Consider the following 20,627-nt stretch of genomic DNA (forward strand, 5'->3'; position numbering starts at 1 on the left):
CAGCCGGGCATGTCGGGATTCTTTCAATATTTTACAGGACGACAGGAAAATGCTCCGTTACCTAGAATATCTAACATGTTCTGTGTCAGATAAAAAACAGGACGCGGCAAGAAATTTTTACATAAGGAGCGTCATATTGTGCGTAAATATTTTTATCCGGTTATCGTACTGACTGTGCTATTGGCTTTTATGGCGGGAAGCCCCGTTGGCTACGCGGCGGACGCCAAGCTGGAGCTGGACTGGGATTATTTAACCCCCATGAGAGCAAACCGCGATCTGGATACGGTGTCGCTGCATATCCTGCAAAAGATTTCGGAGAAGGGTAGCCGGTCGGTCTACCGGGGCATTACCATCACCCGTCCCAAGGGGAGCATAGACTATATGCGGCAGGATCAGGACAGCACCGCAACCGGTATCGGGCCTGTCTATCTGATGCGCAGCGAGCGGGAGCTTTCCGGCAAGTTAGCGGCAGCATTTGATGTAAGCGGTGGTTTTATCGTGTATGATAAAATCTTTCCGGCCGGCGGGCGGTACTATAACTTTATGTGGCGGGCAGGCCCGCAGTTTGTGTATAAGTTTAACGGGGATACCTCGCTAAATGTTGGCTACATGTTCATGCATGTTTCCAACGGCGGTTATCACGATCATAATCCCTCGTACAATGCGCATGGCGTATCCCTGGGGGTAACCAGCAAGTTTTAAAAACAAACAGAACCGACCGGAAAGCTGATCAACGATAAACATTGGCCGGTTCCATCACTCAGGATATCCTGAAAAGGGCTAAGGGAAAGTAAGAAATAAAGAAATTGCCGGCTGTGATCACTTTTGTGATCACAGCCGGCAATTTTTATTTGGACAATGTTTATTCACTACATAAGAAAGCACGATTTTATCGTGTTTTCAGGCAGTTTTTGGCAAAAAGGAAGAGAAAGTCCGATTTAAGCGACAGAAAGTCCAGAATGCCTGTAAAATCTTTCCTTATCGTGCTTTTGTTTAATTGATAGGGCCGAAGGAGAAGCGTATAATCAGTGGTAAGTGGGCAATATAGGTTTCGTAACAGCGATGTTGCTTTGTAGTGCTGCAGAATTTCTGGATATTTGAACTGCCTGTTTTTAGTGCTTGGGGTTTAATATTTTGGAGATACATGGGGTGATTGGGTTGTTAAAGAAAATGGCACTGAAACTTTTGCTGAAGACCTGGAAAAAGGGCGGATTTTCCGTTGTATTCTGGGATGGAGAGGAAGAGTCCTATGGCGGTGAACCGCCGTCCTTTAAGGTGATTTTTCATAAAGAGCCGCCCATAAAGTTCAATACGGAGGATATGGTGCTGGCCCTGGGAGAAGCCTATATGGACGGGCTGATCGATTTGGAGGGCTCGATGGATGAAATCATTCGCATCGTCATGATGAACACCCAGCCTCAGCCACTGGAACGACAGGGGGCGTTGAACTCCGGCGCCGTGGATTGTAAGGTGCAGCAGGAGCATATTGAGCACCATTATGATTTGGGCAATGATTTCTTTTCCCTCTGGCTGGATGAAACGATGAGCTATTCCTGCGCCTATTTTAAAGAACCGGGGGATTCGCTGCAGCAGGCTCAGCTACAGAAAATTGATCATATATTGAAAAAACTGAACCTCAAACCGGGAGAGCGGCTGCTGGATATTGGCAGCGGCTGGGGCTGGCTGATTATCCGGGCTGCCCAGCAATATCAGGTAAAGGCCACCGGTATTACCCTAAGTACCGAGCAATATGAAGGCACTAAGCGGCGGATTGCCGAGTTGGGGCTGGAAGATCAGGTCCGGGTCGAGCTGCGGCATTACCTGGAGGTCGACCCGCAAAAAGAACAGTTTGATAAAATTGTCAGTGTCGGCATGTTTGAGCATGTGGGAAGAGCGAATTTAGGACGCTATATGCAACAGGTACATAACTTGCTGGTTCCCGGCGGTCTATCTTTGCTGCATTCTATTACAGGTATGTTTGAGGAAGTGACCAATCCCTGGATTGCTAAGTATATCTTCCCGGGCGGGTATGTCCCATCGCTGCGGGAGACGGTGTGGCTGCTGCCGGAATATGATTTTCATCTGCTGCAGTTGGAAAGCCTGCGGCTGCATTATGCCATGACCCTGGATCGCTGGTATGAAAACTTCGCGCAGAAAAAGGATCTTATCAGGCAAAAATTTGATGAACGGTTTATCCGTATGTGGGAGCTATATTTGAGAGGCTGTGCCTCCGCGTTCCGGGTGTCTGGGCTGGATATCCACCAATTGCTATTTTCCAAGGGAATTAATAACGAGACTCCGCTGACCTATGAACATGTTTATGCTAAATAAACCGTGGTTCGCGCTTTGCCGCGAAACCCTAAACATCCCGGAGGGATTTCCCTGCGGGATGTTTTTATGCCGGTGCCGGTTCCGGCCGTAAAAATGTACTCAAGTGTTTACTGGCGTTATTTACGGCGCTTTGCGCGGTCTGTTACAATAGGGGAAAGAAGACTATACGGCGGCAGCCGGCTTAATAAACGGGAGGGAACTATGACAAAAGGGCAGAACAATCCGGGAGTGCCGATTAAAGCGGTTATTTTTGATTTGGACGGAACCTTGATTGACAGTGAACCTAACTATTATGAGAGCGATAAGAAATTGTTAAAGGAATATAATATTGATTTTACCGAAGAAATGGGTCTTAAATATGTCGGTATCAGTTCGTTGGATATGATAAAAGACATTAAGCAGAGTTTTCAAATTGCCGAATCTCTGGAAAGCTTGATGGAAAAGAAAAACCGTTACTATCTGGATATCGCCAGGGAGAATACCAAAGTCTTTCCGGAAATGTTTTCCTTCTTGCGGCTTTTGCAGGCTCAAAATGTGCCGATGGCCATTGCCTCCGGTTCTTCTGTAGAGGTTATTGAGTTACTGGCTTCACTTACCGGCATTGCTTCTTATTTTCAATTGTTTGTTTCGGCCGAGGAAGTGCCGAAGGGAAAACCGGCTCCCGATATTTTCCTGGAAACGGCCAGACGGCTTGGGGTGCCGCCGGAAAATTGCCTGGTGCTGGAAGATTCGCAGTATGGCGTGGAGTCGGCTAAACAGGCCGGGATGTATTGTATTTCTTTCCCTTTCCCACCGGTACAGCCGCTGCCCGCCAGTTTTCAAAAGGCCGATGTATTGTATAAAAAGGGAATGGCAGAGTTTTCGGCAGAGCATGCCTTTGCCTGGGTAGAAAAAATGCTGGGTAAACAAGCCGAATTTCTATAAGGGCAAAATGGCAAACGCCCGGCGCAGGCGCACAATCAGTTCGTCTTAAGCCGGGCATGAAACTGCCGTAAAGACAGCAGGGCTGTGATGACAAGGGGATACAGGATCGCCCAACCGGAGAATAAAAAGACTATGGCGGATACAAATGCGCTAAACCAAGCCAACAGTTTGGCTGCTTTTTCGGAAAGAATGCGGGCTGAGGCCAGCATGCTAAGCAGGTATACGATAAGAAAATTAGCGCAGGGCAGATTGATCAGTGCTTTCAGGTCCCAGGACAGTACGTAGCTTAGCGACAATATAAATAAATAGAGCGGGGCAAAGGCCAGCAGTGCGATATGGGGCGTTTGAAATTTGGTATGCAATTGGCCGAAGCAGGGCGGGAAATGTCCGTCCCTGGCCTGGGCATATACCAGCCGGGAGAAGCCGGCGATAAAGGTCTGAACAGGACAATAGCAGGCAATAAAACCTAAAATGGCTACCACTGTTCCGGCCATGTTTCCCCACCGGTAGGAAATCAGGGTAACCATGGCGGTGAGCGGTGTCTGGGAATGATACACATTGCTGCCAATCGTGACAAAGGCCACGGCAAGATATAACAGGTTAACAAGAATAACCGAGATGCCCAGGCTGATAGGAATATCTTTGGTTGGGTTTTTAAATTCCTCCGCTAGATTTCCGATCATTTCCCAGCCGATAAAAGCAAAAAAGATTAATGACATAGCTTGACCGACGGCTGTCCAGCCATGGGGAAGCAAAGGAAGAAAGGCCGAACCCTTAACGACGGGCAGGGCAGACAAAACAGCAAAAGTGAGAATAAGCAGGATCACTGATACCACGCCTAACTGGGTACGGCCGGACAGCTCGATACCCCGGTAATTCAGGGTAATGGCCAGTAGCAGCATACCGGCCGCTGCTGCGTGAATACCTGCCTCTGACCAGCCGAAGACGCTAGCCAGGTAATGGGCGCCGATCAAAGCCGTAACGGGCATGCCAAAGGGCATAGCAGTCAGCATGAGCAAGCCGGTAAGGCGGCTGGCAAAATCACCAAACCCTTGCCGGACATAGGTTGCCATACCTCCCGAATCAGGAAAGCGGGAGGACATCAGACTAATAACGATAACCATGGGCAGCGATAGCAGCCCCATGAGCAGCCAGCTGATGAGTGAGGCCGGGCCGGCCAGGGTCGCCGTGATGGACGGCAGAACCAGGATACCGGCGCCGAGAACGGCACCGACCGTTAAGGCCGAACCTTGCAGCCAGGTAATGCTTTTTTTTAGTTTTATTTGCGGTTGCATAGAGGGAGCTCCCTTGCATAAGAATTGGATTGCAACAGAATTTCCTATATCGTATCATAAAAGTAAGGTTATGATAAATCGATTGTTTAAAAGATAATAATCGAAAAAAACGATGGAAGTGATAATGTGGACAGCAAACATCTGGTCACCTTTATAACTGTTGCCCGTCTGTTGCATTTCGGTGAGACCGCCCGGACTCTAAACTACTCTCAATCGACCATATCCGAGCATATCCAGAGTCTGGAAGCATACCTGAATGTGAAGCTGTTTGAACGTATCGGACGGAAAGTATTTTTGACCGACCGGGGAAAATTTTTTTTACCTTTTGCCGAACGTATGGTGCGGGAAGCCGAGGCGGCAAGGCAGGCTTTTTCTGAGGATACGGTGTTTGCCGGTTCTATCGTGGTAGGAGCCGCTGAGACGCTTTGCGCTTTTTGGCTGCCGCCCTTGCTGAAACGGTACAGAACCTTGTATCCGCAGGTGCAGGTCAACCTGAGAGTAGGCAATTGCGTTGATTTTCCCCAGTGGTTGCAGCAAAATAGCATTGATGTGGCCTTTAGCCTGCAGGATGAAGCCGGACAACCTCAACTGCGGCAAAAGAATCTGTTCAAAGGAAGGACGGTGCTGGTTGCGGCGCCGCAGCATGAACTGGCCACAGGGAAGACGTTAACAGTTTGTCAGTTGAACGGTCAAACTTTTTTACTGCCCGAAGGGTATTGTGGTTATCCGTTAGATTTGAAGCGCTTCTTGGAAAAAGAACGGGTTGAGGCGAACACCATTTTGGAATTTGGCAGTCTGGAATCCATTAAGCAATGCGTTAAATATGAACTGGGGATTTCGCTGCTGCCGGAAATTGTCGTACGGGAAGAGCTGCAGCGTGGCGAACTGGCAGTCTTGCCTGTGGCGGGGCTTGACATTTCGATTCAGGCGCAGATGCTGTTTCATCGTGATAAATGGATGTCGCCGCCGTTGCTGGCGCTGGAAAAGGTAATTCTGGCTGACGAGGGCAGGGCGGCTGAAGCGGGGTAACCGGATTTCGGGGCGGTTTTTCACATTTTGGCGGAAAAGGCATGGGTTATAGGTTGTTGGATAAAATAACAGAATAGAAACATATTTTTATTTAAAGGGTTATAGCCGGGAATGGTTAATTACAGTGTAGGAGACAGATTTGCCCATCGTGTGCTTTTGTTTAGTTGCCTAGTGCTTTACTAGGGTTTAACCGACGGTTGTTGTTGTTAAGGGACTAAAATAAAGTGAGGGGAACGACATGGAAAGCTGTTTAGTAAAAGCTCTGGAATTACGGTATCAACCGGTGGCGGTATTGCTGCGGGACGAAAAACCGGCTGGCGCGCTGCAGGGGAAGGAAGGGCAATGGAGCTGTATCATTCCGCTGTTTATCGCGGCTGCCAAGGGAAGGACCGCCGTTTTTGAACGCCAGACAACTGTCTGTCCGGGCGGTAAAGCCGGACTGGGTTTCGGGCAATTTCCCAATTATCCCGGTGGGATTGAGTATTTTTTATCTGTAGGCAAGGAAGGGCTTTTTGAAGGGGAAGGTTATCTCAAAACACCGGAACTAGGGCGGGATTTTGTGGAATGTTTGCCCATTACGGATCTTCCTTCTCCTTATGTGGTGTTTAAGCCGCTGTCCGAGGTAACTGCTGCCGAGGAGCCGCCGGTGTTGGTTGTTTTTTATGCCAATGTGGATCAACTGTCGGCGCTGGCCGTATTGGCCAACTATAGCCGGCCAGGAATGGAAAATGTTATGCTGCCCTTTGGTTCCGGCTGTCAGTCGGTTTTTCTCATACCTTACGGGGAAACGAAAAAGGACAATCCCCGGGCCGTAGTAGGCCTGATTGATATTACCGTACGTCCCATGGTAGAGCCGGATATGCTGTCCTTTGCCGTACCCTATGCCATGTTCCGGGAATTGGAGGACAATGTGCCCGACAGCTTTTTGAAAAAACCTGCGTGGCAAAAAGTACTGACGCGGCTGCAGCGGACTAGTACTTCGTCAATCTTAAAATAGCAGGGGGAATAACGAGGCTATTCTTGCAGCCCAAGATGGAGGAAGGGATGCGGAAAATAGACCGTTTGTATTCACTGGATTAAAGCTGACCAGGTACTACGCTGACAATTGAGTTTGATACATACTTATAATAACAATGCGGGAGAAGCTGGAGGAGAGACTATGTTTAGTGAGATGAGACGGAACGACAGAGCGATGCAGGAGGCGGATACCCGGCAATTGCTGGAGACGGCCCAAGTGGGAACACTGGCCACCGTGAGTGAGGACCATACTCCTTATGCGGTACCCATGAGCTTTGCTTATGTACCGGGAGTAATTTATTTTCACTGTGCCCCGGAGGGAAAGAAACTGAACAATCTGCGGCATAATGCCAGCGTCTGTTTTACCGTGGCTGATGCTGTGGAGCTGCTGCCGGCAGCTTTTTCCACCAAATATAAATCGGCTATTGTGTTTGGCCGGATGACGGTGATCGACGACCCTGAGGAAAAGCGGCTGGGACTGATTGCGCTGATCAAAAAATACAGCCCCGACTATTATGAGTCAGGGCTGCAATATATTGACCGGGCGCTGGCCAAAACGACCGTACTGAAACTAGAGATCAGCCATATGAGCGGCAAGGCCAGACAATAAGAGAACCTAGTACCTTGTCAATCCTAAAACTGTAGGCATAATGGCGAGGCTATTTTTCACGAGACAAGGCGGAGGAAGGAGGCATACCGTTAGTATGCCGACTGACGACAACGAAGGCTTGCGGAAAATAGGCTGTCAGTATTCACAGGATTAGGGTTGATTCCGCTGCAGGTCGCTTTTAACCGAATAGAAGAGTAAAAGGCTGCCGGTCAGGGCGGCGGCCATGCCGAGGAGCAGCATGGCTTGCACGCTGGCGTGATCCAGCAGCCAGCCGCCGGTCATGCTGCCGAACACGCTTCCCAGCGTGGTGGCTCCCACAATAAAGGTTTGACCTTTTACTTTGTCCTTGTCGTTCATTAGCTCGTTGACATAATAAATCGAGGCAGGCGTATAGAGGGCAAAGGAAAGTCCCTGAAAAAGCTGGGCAAAGTTGATCATCAGCACCGAGCTGGCCATTAGAAACAGCAGACTGCGTATGACATAGAAGAAACCGGCAACCTTTAGCAGTGTGCCGCTGGTATATTTGGTTACTAAAAGACCAAAGCCCAGCATGGCAGGTAATTCGCAAACGGCGGCTATGGTGAGTGACAGGCCGAAATCACTGTCTTGGCCGCCAATCTGCTTCATGATCTGCAGTAAATAAGTGTTGGTGATGGTGTGGAAAATAAAGAGGCAGGTTAAGGCTAGCAAGAATAGGGAAAAACGGTTATATGTTTTGGCAAAGCTGGCATAGCTACGGGCGGCCCCCCGGCTATCGGGAGAGTGAGGCAGATGTTTCTGCCTTTTTTGCGCTTCCGTTAAGGGAAAGGTTTGGACCAGCAGGAGAAAAACCGTGAGTAGAGCAATATCGGCCAGGGGAAGAATATAGGGATTGGTTTTTGTGGTTACCAGTCCCAGCAATAACGACAGAAAGGCAAAGGATATCGAGCCGATGCCGCGGGTGAAGCCATAGTTGACCGGATGGCCTTCATTGATATACTCAAAGATAAAGGAATTCAGCAGAGGCTGTATTGTCAGCGTCAGGGTAACGGCGCCGCCATACAGGACGGCGCTCCAGACAAGATGGCCGGAAGAGAGCAGCAGGCCGGTCAGCAACGCCATATTGCCCAACGTTAGACAGGAAATAACCGCCTTTACAGAAAGCTTTCCTGTCCTGTCAAGCCAGGAACCGATAGTTGGCTGTAAAATGACCGATAAGATATTGGCAAGAGCCAGTAAAAAGCCAATTTGCTGGTTTTCAAATTCTTGCGACAGCAGAAAGACGGAGGCGAAGCTGTAAACAGAACAGAAGGACATCCAGTAAAGACCCTGCAAGCCCGCATATTTTATGGTTAATACTGTTGTGGCAGCAGATTTCATCGGTACACTCCCTTTTCGTCAGGCATGATCACTTTTCGATCATATAGAAGTATTTCGTCTCTTAAGAAAAGAAACCCTTTTAATCCAGGTATCCCGGCGATTGCTAGGACTATGTAGCAGCTGAAATAAACGCTGCAAAAACGGCTTGAATTGAGGTAGACACGTGATATTGGTAGATGCATACGGAAGAAAGTATGGAAAGCAATTTCTGGTAGCTGTGGCCTTTGTGACGTTAGAGGCGGTATGCGATCTTTTGCAGCCGACCATTATGTCCAGGATTATTGATGTCGGCGTAGCCGAAAAGAACTTAACCTATATCCTGCATATGGGGAGTGCTATGCTGGGCATTACGGCGCTCGGCGCTGTGTTCGCTTCGGCGCGCAATGTCATTTCCAGCCGGGTGTCGCAGCGGCTGGGGGCCGACTTGCGGCTGGAGCTTTATGAAAAGATTCATAGCCTGTCTTTTTCGGCCATCAATCAACTGGATAGGTCTTCGTTGCTCACCCGGCTGACCAATGATGTTGTACAGGTTCAGAACTTTGTTAACGGTCTGATGCGAATTTTTGTCAAGGCTCCCATACTTTGCATCGGCGGTATAATTATGGCCGTGAAATTGAATATGCATCTGTCCCTGGTTTTAGTAACCGTAGTTCCTCTTGTCGGGTTGTTGATCCTGCTTAATATGAAAGTGGGCTTCCCTCTGTTTGTCAAGGTACAGGCGGCCATCGACAGGATGAATGGTGTTCTCCGGGAGTATCTGTCAGGTGTCCGGGTGGTAAAAGCTTTTAACCGCTTCGATTATGAAGCCGATAAGTTTTCCCAGGTGAACCAAAACCTGCAAGGCAGCACGATTTTGGCCATGCGAGCCATGGCCCTGTTTAGTCCGGGCGTTTCCCTGACTTTAAATATAGGCATTGTGACCGTGCTTTGGCTGGGTTCTCAGGGGGTTAACAGTGGTCAAATGCAAGTGGGGCAGATTGTGGCGTTTATCAACTATATGACGCAGATTTTATTTTCCCTCATGATTATTTTTATGGTTTTTAATATGTTTGTCCGGGCCGAGGCCTCAGCCCGGCGGATTGAAGAAGTATTGGTCCAGCAGCCGGGTATGGCCTGGACCAGGGAGGGCAGCTCCGGTGAATCAGAGGAAGCCGTCCGGGGAACGGTTAGCTTTGAACATGTTTATTTTTCCTATGACCAAGCTTCGAATGACACCGTTCTCAAAAATATCAGCTTTGCTTGCCGACCGGGCGAGGTAGTCGGTATTATCGGTACAACCGGGGCGGGAAAGACCAGTTTGGTGAATCTGATTCCGCGCTTTTACGATGCTACTGCCGGTCTTGTGGCGGTTAACGGGGTCGATGTCCGCCAGGTCAAGCCGGCGGAGCTAAGGGAAAAGATAGCGATTGTGCCGCAGCAGACGGTATTGTTCACGGGTACCATTATGGATAATATCAGATGGGGCAAGGAAGAAGCCAGTGTAGCCGAAATCGAAGCGGCGGCCGTATTTGCCCAGGCCCATGAGTTTATCAGCCGCTTGCCGGAAGGATATCAAACTCAACTGGGGCAGGGCGGTGTGAATCTTTCAGGCGGACAAAAGCAGCGGGTGTCGTTGGCCCGGGCGTTGGTAAGAAAGCCGGAGATTTTAATCCTGGACGATTGCACCAGTGCGGTCGACGGCGAAACGGAAGGGAAAATAAACCAGGCTATAAGACAATACGCCCGCCAGGCTGCCTGCTTCCTGGTCGGGCAACGTATAACCTCAGTTATGGCGGCGGACAAAATTCTGGTCATGGATGACGGGCAGATCGTGGGAGCAGGCACGCACGAAGAATTGCTCAAAACCTGTCAGGTATACCAGGAAATATTCCAGTCGCAGATGGGGAGGGGGCTGAATCGGCATGCCGTCAGGAAATGATCGGAACAAGGCCGATACATCCCGCTACCAACCGCCGGCTTTCGGCCGGCTGGGCAAAAGGGTGAACGGTACTGTCCCGAAACCCAAAAGCTTTAAGGGGACGCTACAGCGATTATGGCTTTATCTTAAGCGGGAACAAGGCCAATTGCTTGTGCTCGTTATTTTTATTTTAATTGATGCAGCGCTGATGCTGGCCGGTCCGTATCTCATTGGTCTGGCGGTGGATACTATTTCGGCTGCCGGCGGGCAGATCGATTTTGACCGGCTGGGGCTGCTGCTGTGTGTATTACTGCTCACCTATGTAACGGATGGGGTGCTTTCGTTTGCTCAGAGCTGGTTAATGGCCGGCGTGGCGCAGCGCGCGGTGGGAGGCTTGCGCACGGCGCTGTTTGGTAAGCTGCAGCAGTTGCCTATTGCCTTTTTTGACGGGCATACCCATGGTGAACTGATGAGCCGGTTATCCAATGACCTGGACAATGTAAGCAGCGCCATAGCTCAGTCGCTGGTTCAATTCATCTCGGGAGTCATTGTTCTGTCAGGTTCTTTGCTTATGATGCTTGTTTTGAGCCCGCTGCTCACCTCGGCCAGTCTGGTTACGGTGCCGTTGGTCCTGTTGCTGACAAAGACAATTTCCCGGAAAACCGGCAGGTTATTCAAGGAACAGCAGACTCAACTGGGGCATTTGAATGCCAAAGCAGAAGAGTCTATTTCGGGCATTCCGGTGATCAAAGCCTTTAACCATGAGGCCAAAGTGATTGCCGAATTCAGGCGGGTAAATCAGGCGCTATGTACGGTGGGTGTTAAGGCACAGATTTGGTCCGGCTTTCTCATGCCGATTATGAACGTAATCAATAATATCGGGTTTACCGTTATTGCCATTGTTGGCGGTATTCTGGCCATCCGGGATGTGGTTACCGTTGGCGTCATTGCCAGTTTTCTCGGTTATTCACGGCAATTTGTCAGACCGTTAAATGATCTTGCTAATATTTTCAATACTCTCCAATCCGGTGTTGCCGGTGCCGAGCGAGTGTTTGAAATTCTCGATGAACAGGAAGAGCCTGTCGACCGACCGGGAGCGAAAAGACTGGAAAATCCGGCGGGCCATGTACAATTTGAAAATGTCAGTTTTGCTTATCGACCCGGGGCGCCTATCTTAAAAAATGTGAATTTTACTGCCGAACCGGGCAGCACGGTAGCTTTTGTCGGTCCCACGGGCGCCGGCAAAACGACGGTTATTAATCTGCTTACCCGGTTTTATGATGTTACCGGCGGGCGGATTCTATTGGATGGCTCCGATCTACGGGAGTATACAAGGGACAGTCTGCGCCGGTGTTTCGGCATTGTTTTGCAGGATACGTATTTGTTTACAGGAACGGTCAGGGACAATATTAAATACGGGAAGCCGGACGCGACAGATGAGCAGGTGAAGGCCGCTGCCGTAAGAGCTCATGCCGACTCGTTTATCAGACGGCTCCCCGGTCAGTATAATGCGCTGCTGACGGAAAATGGCGAGAATATAAGTCAGGGGCAAAAACAATTGCTGGCCATTGCCCGGGCCATACTGGTAGGTCCGTCCATACTGATCCTTGATGAAGCGACAAGCAGCATTGACTCCCGTACGGAATTGCAAATACAGGATGCGTTGTTTGATATAAGAAAAGACCGGACGACCTTTATTATTGCGCATAGACTGAATACCATCCGTGAGGCTGATATCATTCTGGTCATTGATCACGGGGAGGTTATGGAAGCAGGCCGGCATGAAGCTTTGTTAGCCATGCAGGGAAGTTATTACCGCATGTTTAATAATCAGTTTAAGAGCCTGTAATACCTTATCAACAAAGTACTAGAATATAGAGCGGACCCATCCAAGCGCCGCCCAAGGAGGAACCAGCGTGAACCCCCAGGTATACGAATTTCTTAAAGAATTAGAGCAGCAAGGGGTGGCGAACGACGCCGCCCAGACCGACCGACAGGCCAAAATGTTAAATATCACGGAAGATACGGGGCGGTTTCTTGCCATTTTAGTGCAGTCCACCCAGGCAAAAGCAATATTGGAAATCGGGACTTCCAACGGTTATTCAACGATATGGCTGGCCGGAGCGGCCCAGGCGACAGGCGGTCATGTCACAACCGTTGAATTACTGACGGCTAAAGCCGAAATGGCCAGGAACAATATCGCCCAGGCCGGTATGGCGGCTTATGTGACCATTCATACGATAGATGCCGCCGCCTGTCTGGCTGCGATGGATTCTGCCGTCAGCCAGTTTATCTTCCTGGATGCCAAGCGCAGTGAATACTGCTTTCTGTGGGAGGATATCAGCCGGATACTTAAACCGGGCGGCTTATTGGTTGTTGATAATGCCGTATCGCACCGACAGGAGCTTAGTGCGTTTCAGGCGATGATTGAAGCCGATCCTCAATATCAAACTGTTCTGGTGCCGGTAGGCAAGGGAGAATTGGTCGTGTTTAAAAGCGGTGTTCCGGCATAGCGCCGGGCCGAGACGATACATATTTTGAAGGATGGCAACCAGATTTATAAGTAGAGTGGTTTCTGAGGGAGGAAGAGCCTTGTATCCTGAGATTATTGAGGCCCGGTTTCAGAGCAGAATAAACCGGTTTGTTGTGTTGTGTGAATTTGACGGTGCGTCTCGGCTTGCCCATTTGCCTAATCCCGGCAGAATGTGGGAGCTTTTATTTCCCGGTACCCTCTTGTATCTCGTACCGTCGGCGGGAAAAGCTAAAAAGACCGGGTTTAAGGTTATCGGCATTGAGCGGGAGGGAGTGCCGGTTATGCTGGATACTCACTACAGCAACCTGGTCGCCGAAACATTAATTGACCGCCAATGTATTCCCCAGCTTGCCGGATGGCGGGTATTGCGGCGGGAAGTCCCCTTTGGGCACAGTCGTTTCGATTTGCTGCTGGGGAAGGGGGAAGAGCAGTTTATTCTGGAGGTTAAATCGTGCACCTTATTTGGTAAAAATCTGGCCATGTTTCCCGACGCAGTTACGGAACGGGGCCGCCGGCACATGCAGGAGCTGGCCCGCCTGGCAGATGAGGGGTACCGGGTAGGAGTACTCTTTCTTGTACAATGGGACCGGGCGGCATATTTCCTGCCGGACTATCATACGGATTTGGAATTTGCCAGAACTTTTTTGAGTCTGCACCATAAGGTGATGTTTATGGCGGTAGCGATCAATTGGCAGAAGGACTTTGCCCTGCCAGGACAGGTACGGTCCCTTACCATTCCCTGGGACATGCTGGAACAGGAAGTCCGTGACAGCGGCTGCTATCTGTTTGTTATCCGTCTGTTGGCGGACCGGGATATTCTGATCGGCAGCAAAGGGCTGGTGCGTTTTAAACAGGGATATTATATTTACGTCGGTTCGGCAAAGGCCAATCTGGCCAAACGGCTGGCGCGGCATCAGCGAAAACGTAAGAAATATCACTGGCACATTGACTATCTGCGGGAGCATAGCGAATTTCATGCAGCCATACCTATCCGCAGTTCGGAAAATCTGGAGCACGATTTGGCCAAGGCAATCAGTGGCATCGCCGACTGGCAGGTTGAAGGGTTTGGCTGTTCCGACTGCCACTGTGCCAGTCATTTGTTCGGCATGGTCCAAGATCCGCTGCACTTGCCTCCATTCATGAAGCTGGTGCAATACTTCCGCATGGACCGCCTGACAGAAGAATAGCTGGGCTGACGCCTTTGTCTTTATAAGTATAAGCAATAACAGGAAAAATGCTCTGGGTAAAAATAAAGGGGAAGCGGCAGCTTCCCCTTTGACGGTAAATTTGACTTATTATCCGGTTGTGGTTTTAAACTGTGGCGGCTGCAGCACGGCGGATAGTTCCGCCATTTTTCCCTCCGGCAGCAGCCGGTCACCCAGCGGGTAATCCCGGCCTAAAAAAGTATATTTTTGCTGTCCCAGGCGGTGATAGGGCAGCAGTTCGTAGCGGACCCGGGCAAAGCGGGCAGTAAAATCCCGGATGGCCCGAATTTCGTCCGGCGAATCGTTAAAGCCGGGGATGACCGGGGTGCGGACCAGAATATCCAGTCCGGGAAACGTTTCCCTCAATTTCATAAAGTTATCTAAAATCAAGGCATTGGAGGCACCGGTATAAAATCGGTGCTTTGCTGCATCCAGCGATTTTATGTCGAAGATAATCCGGCTAAGTTGACCGGCGATCTCCGCCAGAGCCGACCAGTCGGCATAACCGCAGGTTTCTATGGTAGCGTCAATGCAGTGCCGTTTGGCCTCCCGCAGCAAGGCCGTCACGAAACCAGCCTGCATGAGCGGTTCGCCGCCGCTGATGGTCAGGCCACCGCCGGAACGGAAATAAAAGGCGCTGTCTGTTTCTACCACTTTCATGACTTCGGCTACCGTCATGGTCTTGCCCAAAATATGCAGGGCGGTTGATGGGCAGTCGGCCACGCAGGAGAAGCAGCGCTGGCAGTGAGAGCGCCGGCAGGCGATTTTGTCATTCTCACCGTCCGTCAGCGCTCCGTAGGGGCAGGCAGCCTGGCAACTGCCGCACAGTGTTCGGCCAAGGCATTTCTTTTCATTATAGGCCAGTTCCGGTGCCCGTTCCTGGGATTCCGGATTGCTGCACCACTGGCAGCGAAGCGGGCAGCCTTTGAGAAAGACCACGGTGCGAATGCCGGCGCCGTCATGTACGGAATAGCGTTGGATATTAAAGACAATGCCGTTTTGGCCGGCTAGATTAGCATCAGACATGTTAACCCCTCAATGATTGAATTCTTATACTGCCGCGTGTTCCGTCCGGGCGATCAGATCGTCCTGCAGATCGGCGGACAGGTCGGTGAAATAAGCGCTGTAGCCGGCAATCCGGACAATCAGGTTGTGGTACTTCTCCGGTTCGGCCTTGGCGGCCAGCAATGTTTCGCGGTTAATTACGTTAAATTGGAGATGCCAGAGCTTAAGGTCGCACCAGGTGCGGATGAAGGAAACTAGTTTTTCCGTGCCTTCCTCACCGGCTACACAGGAGGGGCTGAGCTTTACATTTAAGAGACGGGCAGCCCGTTCGCGAAAATCCATATTTTTTGAACTGTAATTGGACAGCAGCACCGCCGTGGGACCATTGATATCGGCGCCCTGGGAGGCCGAGGAGCCGTCGGAAAGCGGCGTGTAGGCACGGCGGCCGTTGGGGGTTGCGCTGACCACCTTGCCGAAGGGCACATGAGAGGTAAAGGGAACCAGCCGCAGATCAAGGTGTACGCCAAGCTCTTGGGAGTAACGCTGGGTAAACATCACGCACTGGCGGTCAAGTTCTTTGGCGATAGCGTCGGCATAGGCATCATCGTTGCCGTATTTAGGCGCGTTCAGCAGCCGGTGCCGGAGGATTTCCCGGCCTTCGAAGTTGTGTTCCAGCCCGTCGATGAGCTCGGCCATAGTTATCTTTTTGTCCTCGTAGACCAGCTTTTTAATGGCTGCCAGCGAATCGACCACGGTGCCATAACCCATGAATTCAAAGTAGCCCAGATCAATGCCGCCGGGAATGACCGGTTCATGAATATCCTTGCATTCTTTCAGACAGAGGTCGTGCAGGGCCGAACCCAGCGGCCAGGCAAAATGCCGGGCCCGCAGGCCAATGATGACATGCTGCTGGATAAAGGCGTGTTTTAAGAAGTTAATATGCTGTGCCAGATAGGCCTGCCAGAATTGTTCCCAGGTGGTAAAGAGACGAGGATCGCCTGTCGCCAGGCCGATGATTTCATCGCCGTATAACTTCATTTTGCCGTTATACAGCGTCATTTCCACGGCGGCCGGGAAGTTGATGTAGGCGCAGGGGCTGGTGTAGGTATCACGGTTGGGCATGCGGCACTCGGCGCAGCCCGATACGGCGTAATCAAAGGCTTCATTAAAGCTGGCCCCTTTGGCCAGCAGCAGAGGAACCACTTCCTCGTCGTTGATCAGTTTGGGAAAGCCCGAGCCGTCCTTGATGGTTTCCGCCACTTCATACAGGTAGCGGGCGGGAACCCGTCCGTGAATCCGGGCGGCCAGGTCGGGATAATGGAGTGGGAATTCCCGTTTGGACTGGAGAAACAGATAAGTCAGCTCATTGGTGGCGTCGCGGCCATCCGGTGTCTGACCGCCGATCGTCACTGCCTCCCAGTGGGCATAGCCTTCATTGAAAGCGCCACCGGTGGGAGAAATATATAAATCAATGAACTGGGCCATGGACAGCCACATGCATTCCAGCCACTCAAGCACAGTTTCATCGGTCAAAGTTCCGTCGGCGATATCCTGTTGGTAATAGGGATAGAGATATTGATCCATACGGCCATTGGAAATGATGGTGCCGGTTTTTTGCTCCAGCCGGGAAAACATCTGGGTGAACCACTGGGCCTGCATGGCTTCCCGGAAATTACGGGCCGGCTGCTCCGGAACATGGCGGCAGGTGGCGGCGATTTGCAGCAGTTCCTGCCGGCGCTGACGATTGGTTTCCCGGGCGGCCAGGTCTTCAGCCAGGTCGGCATGCCGTCTGGCCCAGAGGACAATGGCATCGCAGACAATAATGACAGCCTCCAGAAAGGGGGCTTTTTCCATCGTATCGGTCGGACTTAAGGGGTCAAGACCGGCCAGCTTTTCTGCTGCTTCCGCCTTGATGCCGGCAAAGCCGCGTTTCAGCACTTTTTCATAGTCGTGCACCCATTGGATGGAGGAACGGAACGAGGCCGTTTCATTGACAATAAAGCGGGATTTTAATGGGTCCTGGGGATCATAAGTATATTTCAGGGTTTCTGCCGGCAGGGCTTTGGCCAGATTTTCATGAAAGGTTTTTCCCTGCCAGTACGGGGCGATTTCCTCAATGACAATCCGGGCGTCGGCCGGTGATACCGTGAAGGGCGATTCCTGCCGGGTCGGCATTTGTTCGATAGCCAGACCGAGAAAATCACCGTCCAGCTCGGGATACAGGATGCCGTAACGGCCCTGGGAGCCGCCGCGGCCGACCAGGAGCTGGTGATCGTCAATGTAAACGGTGATGTGCTCGGCAATGTGATATAAGGCTTTGGACCAGCGCAAAATAAGCGGCTGACCCTCAGTCTGGCGGAAGGATTCGGTAAAATACTTGGCCCGTTCCACATCCACCTGCGGGCGAACATCCTGGAAGGTATTTAAAATATCACGGGTTCTGCCACGGCGGTACGGCAGCGGTTTTCCCGCTATTTCACTCTGGATTCGCTGTTCCTGCGGGGATAATACAGCAAGAGACATAATAAATCATCCTTTCGGTTTTAGGGCGTGAGGCCACGTCCTGGCCTGATTATGAGTTGGCAATGCTAAGAGCGTCTTTCACCTCGACGGCTTTGGTCCGGCGCGAACCGATCCAATAGGCGCTTGCGGCGCTGACCAGGCCGGAAAAGAGCACATAGGCGCAGATCAGGGCCGGATCACCCTGGTTGTATTGCAGTAAGTAGGCGGCAATCAGCGGCGTCAGACCACTGGCGAAGATACCGGAGAACTGATAGACGAAGGAAATGCCGGTATAGCGGTGACGGGCGGCGAACAGCTCGGCAAACAGGGCTGCTTCCGGACCGTATACCGAGGCGTAGAGGATGCCGAAGGGGATAATGATGGCCAGCCAGATGGCTGTTATATTACCGGAACTGTTGGCTAGCAGCCAAAAGGCCGGGAAGACGGAAAGGCCGGTAAGCAGGCTGCCGATCCAATAGATTTTGGCCCGGCCGATGCGGTCGGACAGATGACCGAAGAGGGGGATAAAGAAGCACATGACCAGCGCGGCCAGCATAACTCCCAGCAGGGCATCGGTCCGGGAGATATGGAGCGACTGGGTTAAATAACTGATGGAAAATACGCCGAAGATATTAAAGAATACACCGTCGATGTAGCGGGCTCCCATACCGGCCAGGACATTGCCGGAGGATTGGCGCCACATATCGGCCAAGGGCAGTCTGGATTCTTCTCTGGCCGCTTTTACCTGTTTAAAGTCCGGTGTTTCGGCAATGTGGGCGCGTATCCAGGTGCCGATGACCACCAGAATAAAGCTGAACAGGAAGGCGGCCCGCCAACCCCAGGTCATGAACTGGACGTCAGTTAGGACATAGGATAGCAACCCGACGACACCCGAGGCCAGGCATAAACCGATGGAGAGGCCGATTTGCGGCAGGCTGGCATAGTAGCCTTTTTGGCCGGCCGGAGCATATTCAAAAGTCATCAGTACGGCGCCGCCCCATTCGCCGCCCAGACCGATACCCTGCAACACTCGCAGCAGCAGCAGCAGCAGGGGGGCCCAGATACCGATTTGGGCATAAGTAGGGACCAGACCGATCAATACGGTGGAAACTCCCATAATCATCAGCGTCATGACCAGCATGCTTTTCCGGCCGATTTTGTCGCCAAAATGGCCAAAAATCACGCCGCCTAACGGACGGGTAATGAACCCGACGGCAAAGGTGGCGTAAGCCAGCAAGGTAGCAACCAGGGGATCGCTGGCGGGGAAATACAGCTTATTGAATACAATGCCGGCGACTACGCCGTACAGAAAAAAATCATACCATTCGATAGTGGCGCCCACCAGGCTGGCCAATACCACTTTTCTTATGGCTGTTGCATTTTCTAACTTTCCCATGAATATCCTCCTCGAATTTGATAAACATTTTCTCTGACCGGTTGAAAGAGTCCGGACATGCAAAAAAGCCTGAAGACAAAAAACGCTGTAGTATACAGCAGATTTTTAGTCTTCAGGCTTTCTGATCAACTAAATCAAAATATTATTTTATTACAGAAAGTATAGCAGTGCAGCCGTTTGTCTGTCAATAGTTTTATCTGAATTGACAACAGGCGGGGTGGAGGGATACAATTTTGTTAAACCTACCTGTTTTTGCCATAAATCAAGGGATAGAAAATTTCTTGAAAGCGGAGGGAGAGAAATTGGACGAATTCAGTTTACTATCCAGAAATTTTGTGCTGCTTTGCCTGTCCGGCTTTTTGTATTTTGGCAGTTTTTATTTACTGTTGCCGACCATACCGCAGTTTGTGGCCGGTTTGGGCGGAACGGCCAGCCAGATCGGTCTGGTTATGGGCGCATTTACCCTGGCCTCCGTTATTTTTCGTCCCTATTTTGGCAAACAGGCCGACCGTTACGGCCGCAAACGGCTGATGCTGCTGGGCGCGGGCTGTTTTGCGGCGTTGTTCGTTCTGTACGGAGTTACGCGGGAGATTCTTCCCTTATATGGCCTCCGGCTGCTGCATGGAGTGGCTCATGGCTGTTATTTGGCTGCGGCTTACGCTTATATCGCCGACCTGGCACCACCGAAACGCCGGGGTGAGGTCATAGGGGTGTATGGCGTGGCCAATGTGATCGCCATGGCGTTATTTCCGGCCTGGGGCAGTCTGGTAATTGCCAGCTCCCATGATTTTTCCCGGCTGTTTACCTATTCGCTGATAATTGCCGGCCTGGCCTGTACAGCCGTGATGTTTGTCGATGAATTGAAACCCGAAGGGACGCAGGTGCAAAAGGTAAGCCTAAAACAAGTGGCAAAACAGCCGGCTGTGCTGGTGGCCTCGTTTACCTTTCTCACTGCTTCCACCGTGTATGGCACGGTCATCACTTTCTTGCCTGTCTATGCGCCACAACAGGGTATTGCGAACTTTGGCATTTTTTTTACCACCTACGCCTGCTTTACGCTGGTCAGCCGGGTAGTGGCCGGCAAGCTGTCCGACCGCTACGGGCGGAAGGCCGTCATTCTGCCTTTCTTGGTACTCTTGGCTTTGGCTACCGGTCTTTTGCCCTTTTTAAGCAGCGAACGGCTGCTTATCGTTATCGGCGGTTGTTTCGGCCTGGGCTTCGGCGCTTTCATGCCCGCCTTGAACGCCTTTGTGGTAGACCGGACTTTGCCGCATGAGCGGGCCAGCGCCCTTGCCTTTTTTACGGCTTTTATGGACATCGGCATTACTACCGGGGCAGTCGGGTTAGGCATTGTCGGCGAACATTGGGGCTACGGCACGATGTACGGACTGGGTAGCCTGCTGGTCTGTCTGGGCATGCTGCTGTTTGCTTTAGGATCGGAGAAAACGCGTTTGCCAGACGCCGGTGAATGAAAAACTTAGTGGTCTGTCTACTTTGAAGTCATAATTATTTTACGGTCCTTTG

At 51.2% G+C, this 20,627-nt stretch carries 16 protein-coding genes; 11 read left to right on the plus strand and 5 right to left on the minus strand.

The features are described 5' to 3' along the window. Positions 1–138 precede the first annotated feature (138 nt). The 3 genes from F3H20_RS07830 (at position 139) to F3H20_RS07840 (ending at position 3,255) form a co-directional block, all read left to right on the plus strand. Complete coding sequence (locus tag F3H20_RS07830; protein WP_149734385.1) at positions 139–702, plus strand: acyloxyacyl hydrolase; 564 nt, start codon at positions 139–141, stop codon at positions 700–702. Between the two features lie 447 nt (positions 703–1,149). Further along, positions 1,150–2,331, plus strand: coding sequence for an SAM-dependent methyltransferase (locus tag F3H20_RS07835; RefSeq protein ID WP_223191676.1), 1,182 nt, complete (start codon positions 1,150–1,152; stop codon positions 2,329–2,331). 201 nt (positions 2,332–2,532) lie between these two features. After that, on the plus strand, positions 2,533–3,255 hold the full coding sequence (locus tag F3H20_RS07840; protein ID WP_149734386.1) for an HAD family hydrolase: 723 nt from the start codon (positions 2,533–2,535) through the stop codon (positions 3,253–3,255). A 35-nt stretch (positions 3,256–3,290) separates the two neighbouring features. On the opposite strand, the gene F3H20_RS07845 is transcribed toward F3H20_RS07840, so the two are convergent. Then, a complete protein-coding gene (locus tag F3H20_RS07845; RefSeq protein ID WP_149734387.1) occupies positions 3,291–4,550 on the minus strand; it encodes an APC family permease in 1,260 nt (419 codons plus the stop codon). Positions 4,551–4,676: 126 nt separating this feature from the next. On the opposite strand from F3H20_RS07845, the gene F3H20_RS07850 reads away from it, so the two are divergent. The 3 genes from F3H20_RS07850 (at position 4,677) to F3H20_RS07860 (ending at position 7,206) form a co-directional block, all read left to right on the plus strand. Then, positions 4,677–5,579: a LysR family transcriptional regulator gene (locus tag F3H20_RS07850; RefSeq protein ID WP_149734388.1), complete on the plus strand. Its 903-nt coding sequence runs from the start codon at positions 4,677–4,679 to the stop codon at positions 5,577–5,579. 238 nt (positions 5,580–5,817) lie between these two features. Further along, positions 5,818–6,576 (plus strand): DUF169 domain-containing protein, encoded by a 759-nt coding sequence (locus F3H20_RS07855; protein WP_149734389.1) that lies wholly within the window; start codon positions 5,818–5,820, stop codon positions 6,574–6,576. A gap of 162 nt (positions 6,577–6,738) precedes the next feature. Beyond that, positions 6,739–7,206 (plus strand): pyridoxamine 5'-phosphate oxidase family protein, encoded by a 468-nt coding sequence (locus F3H20_RS07860; protein ID WP_149734390.1) that lies wholly within the window; start codon positions 6,739–6,741, stop codon positions 7,204–7,206. Between the two features lie 150 nt (positions 7,207–7,356). Here the strand turns inward: F3H20_RS07860 and F3H20_RS07865 are convergent, their stop codons facing one another. Beyond that, on the minus strand, positions 7,357–8,565 hold the full coding sequence (locus tag F3H20_RS07865) for an MFS transporter (RefSeq protein WP_149734391.1): 1,209 nt from the start codon (positions 8,563–8,565) through the stop codon (positions 7,357–7,359). Positions 8,566–8,728: 163 nt separating this feature from the next. Here F3H20_RS07865 and F3H20_RS07870 point away from each other — a divergent pair, with 163 nt between their 5' ends. The 4 genes from F3H20_RS07870 to sfsA all read left to right on the plus strand — a co-directional run bounded on the left by F3H20_RS07870 (position 8,729) and on the right by sfsA (position 14,182). After that, positions 8,729–10,483, plus strand: coding sequence for an ABC transporter ATP-binding protein (locus F3H20_RS07870; RefSeq protein ID WP_223191677.1), 1,755 nt, complete (start codon positions 8,729–8,731; stop codon positions 10,481–10,483). Further along, the gene (locus F3H20_RS07875; protein WP_149734393.1) at positions 10,467–12,311 is read left to right on the plus strand and encodes an ABC transporter ATP-binding protein; all 1,845 of its coding nucleotides are present in this window, start codon (positions 10,467–10,469) and stop codon (positions 12,309–12,311) included. Before F3H20_RS07870 ends, F3H20_RS07875 begins: the two co-directional genes overlap by 17 nt. Positions 12,312–12,378: 67 nt before the next feature. Then, on the plus strand, positions 12,379–12,975 hold the full coding sequence (locus F3H20_RS07880; RefSeq protein WP_149734394.1) for an O-methyltransferase: 597 nt from the start codon (positions 12,379–12,381) through the stop codon (positions 12,973–12,975). 79 nt (positions 12,976–13,054) lie between these two features. Continuing rightward, the gene (gene sfsA, locus F3H20_RS07885) at positions 13,055–14,182 is read left to right on the plus strand and encodes a DNA/RNA nuclease SfsA (RefSeq protein ID WP_223191678.1); all 1,128 of its coding nucleotides are present in this window, start codon (positions 13,055–13,057) and stop codon (positions 14,180–14,182) included. A 108-nt stretch (positions 14,183–14,290) separates the two neighbouring features. Here the strand turns inward: sfsA and hpsH are convergent, their stop codons facing one another. The 3 genes from hpsH to F3H20_RS07900 are packed head-to-tail and all read right to left on the minus strand — an operon-like array spanning position 14,291 to position 19,103. Continuing rightward, a complete protein-coding gene (gene hpsH, locus F3H20_RS07890) occupies positions 14,291–15,226 on the minus strand; it encodes a (2S)-3-sulfopropanediol dehydratase activating enzyme (RefSeq protein ID WP_149734396.1) in 936 nt (311 codons plus the stop codon). 24 nt (positions 15,227–15,250) lie between these two features. Next, positions 15,251–17,728 (minus strand): (2S)-3-sulfopropanediol dehydratase, encoded by a 2,478-nt coding sequence (hpsG, locus tag F3H20_RS07895; protein ID WP_149734397.1) that lies wholly within the window; start codon positions 17,726–17,728, stop codon positions 15,251–15,253. Positions 17,729–17,777: 49 nt separating this feature from the next. Next, the gene (locus F3H20_RS07900) at positions 17,778–19,103 is read right to left on the minus strand and encodes an MFS transporter (protein ID WP_149734398.1); all 1,326 of its coding nucleotides are present in this window, start codon (positions 19,101–19,103) and stop codon (positions 17,778–17,780) included. Positions 19,104–19,336: 233 nt separating this feature from the next. On the opposite strand from F3H20_RS07900, the gene F3H20_RS07905 reads away from it, so the two are divergent. Beyond that, positions 19,337–20,575, plus strand: a complete 1,239-nt coding sequence (locus F3H20_RS07905) for an MFS transporter (protein ID WP_223191679.1) — start codon at positions 19,337–19,339, stop codon at positions 20,573–20,575. Positions 20,576–20,627 lie beyond the last annotated feature (52 nt).

The sequence above is a fragment of the Propionispora hippei DSM 15287 genome, assembly GCF_900141835.1.
GTDB lineage: Bacteria > Bacillota > Negativicutes > Propionisporales > Propionisporaceae > Propionispora > Propionispora hippei.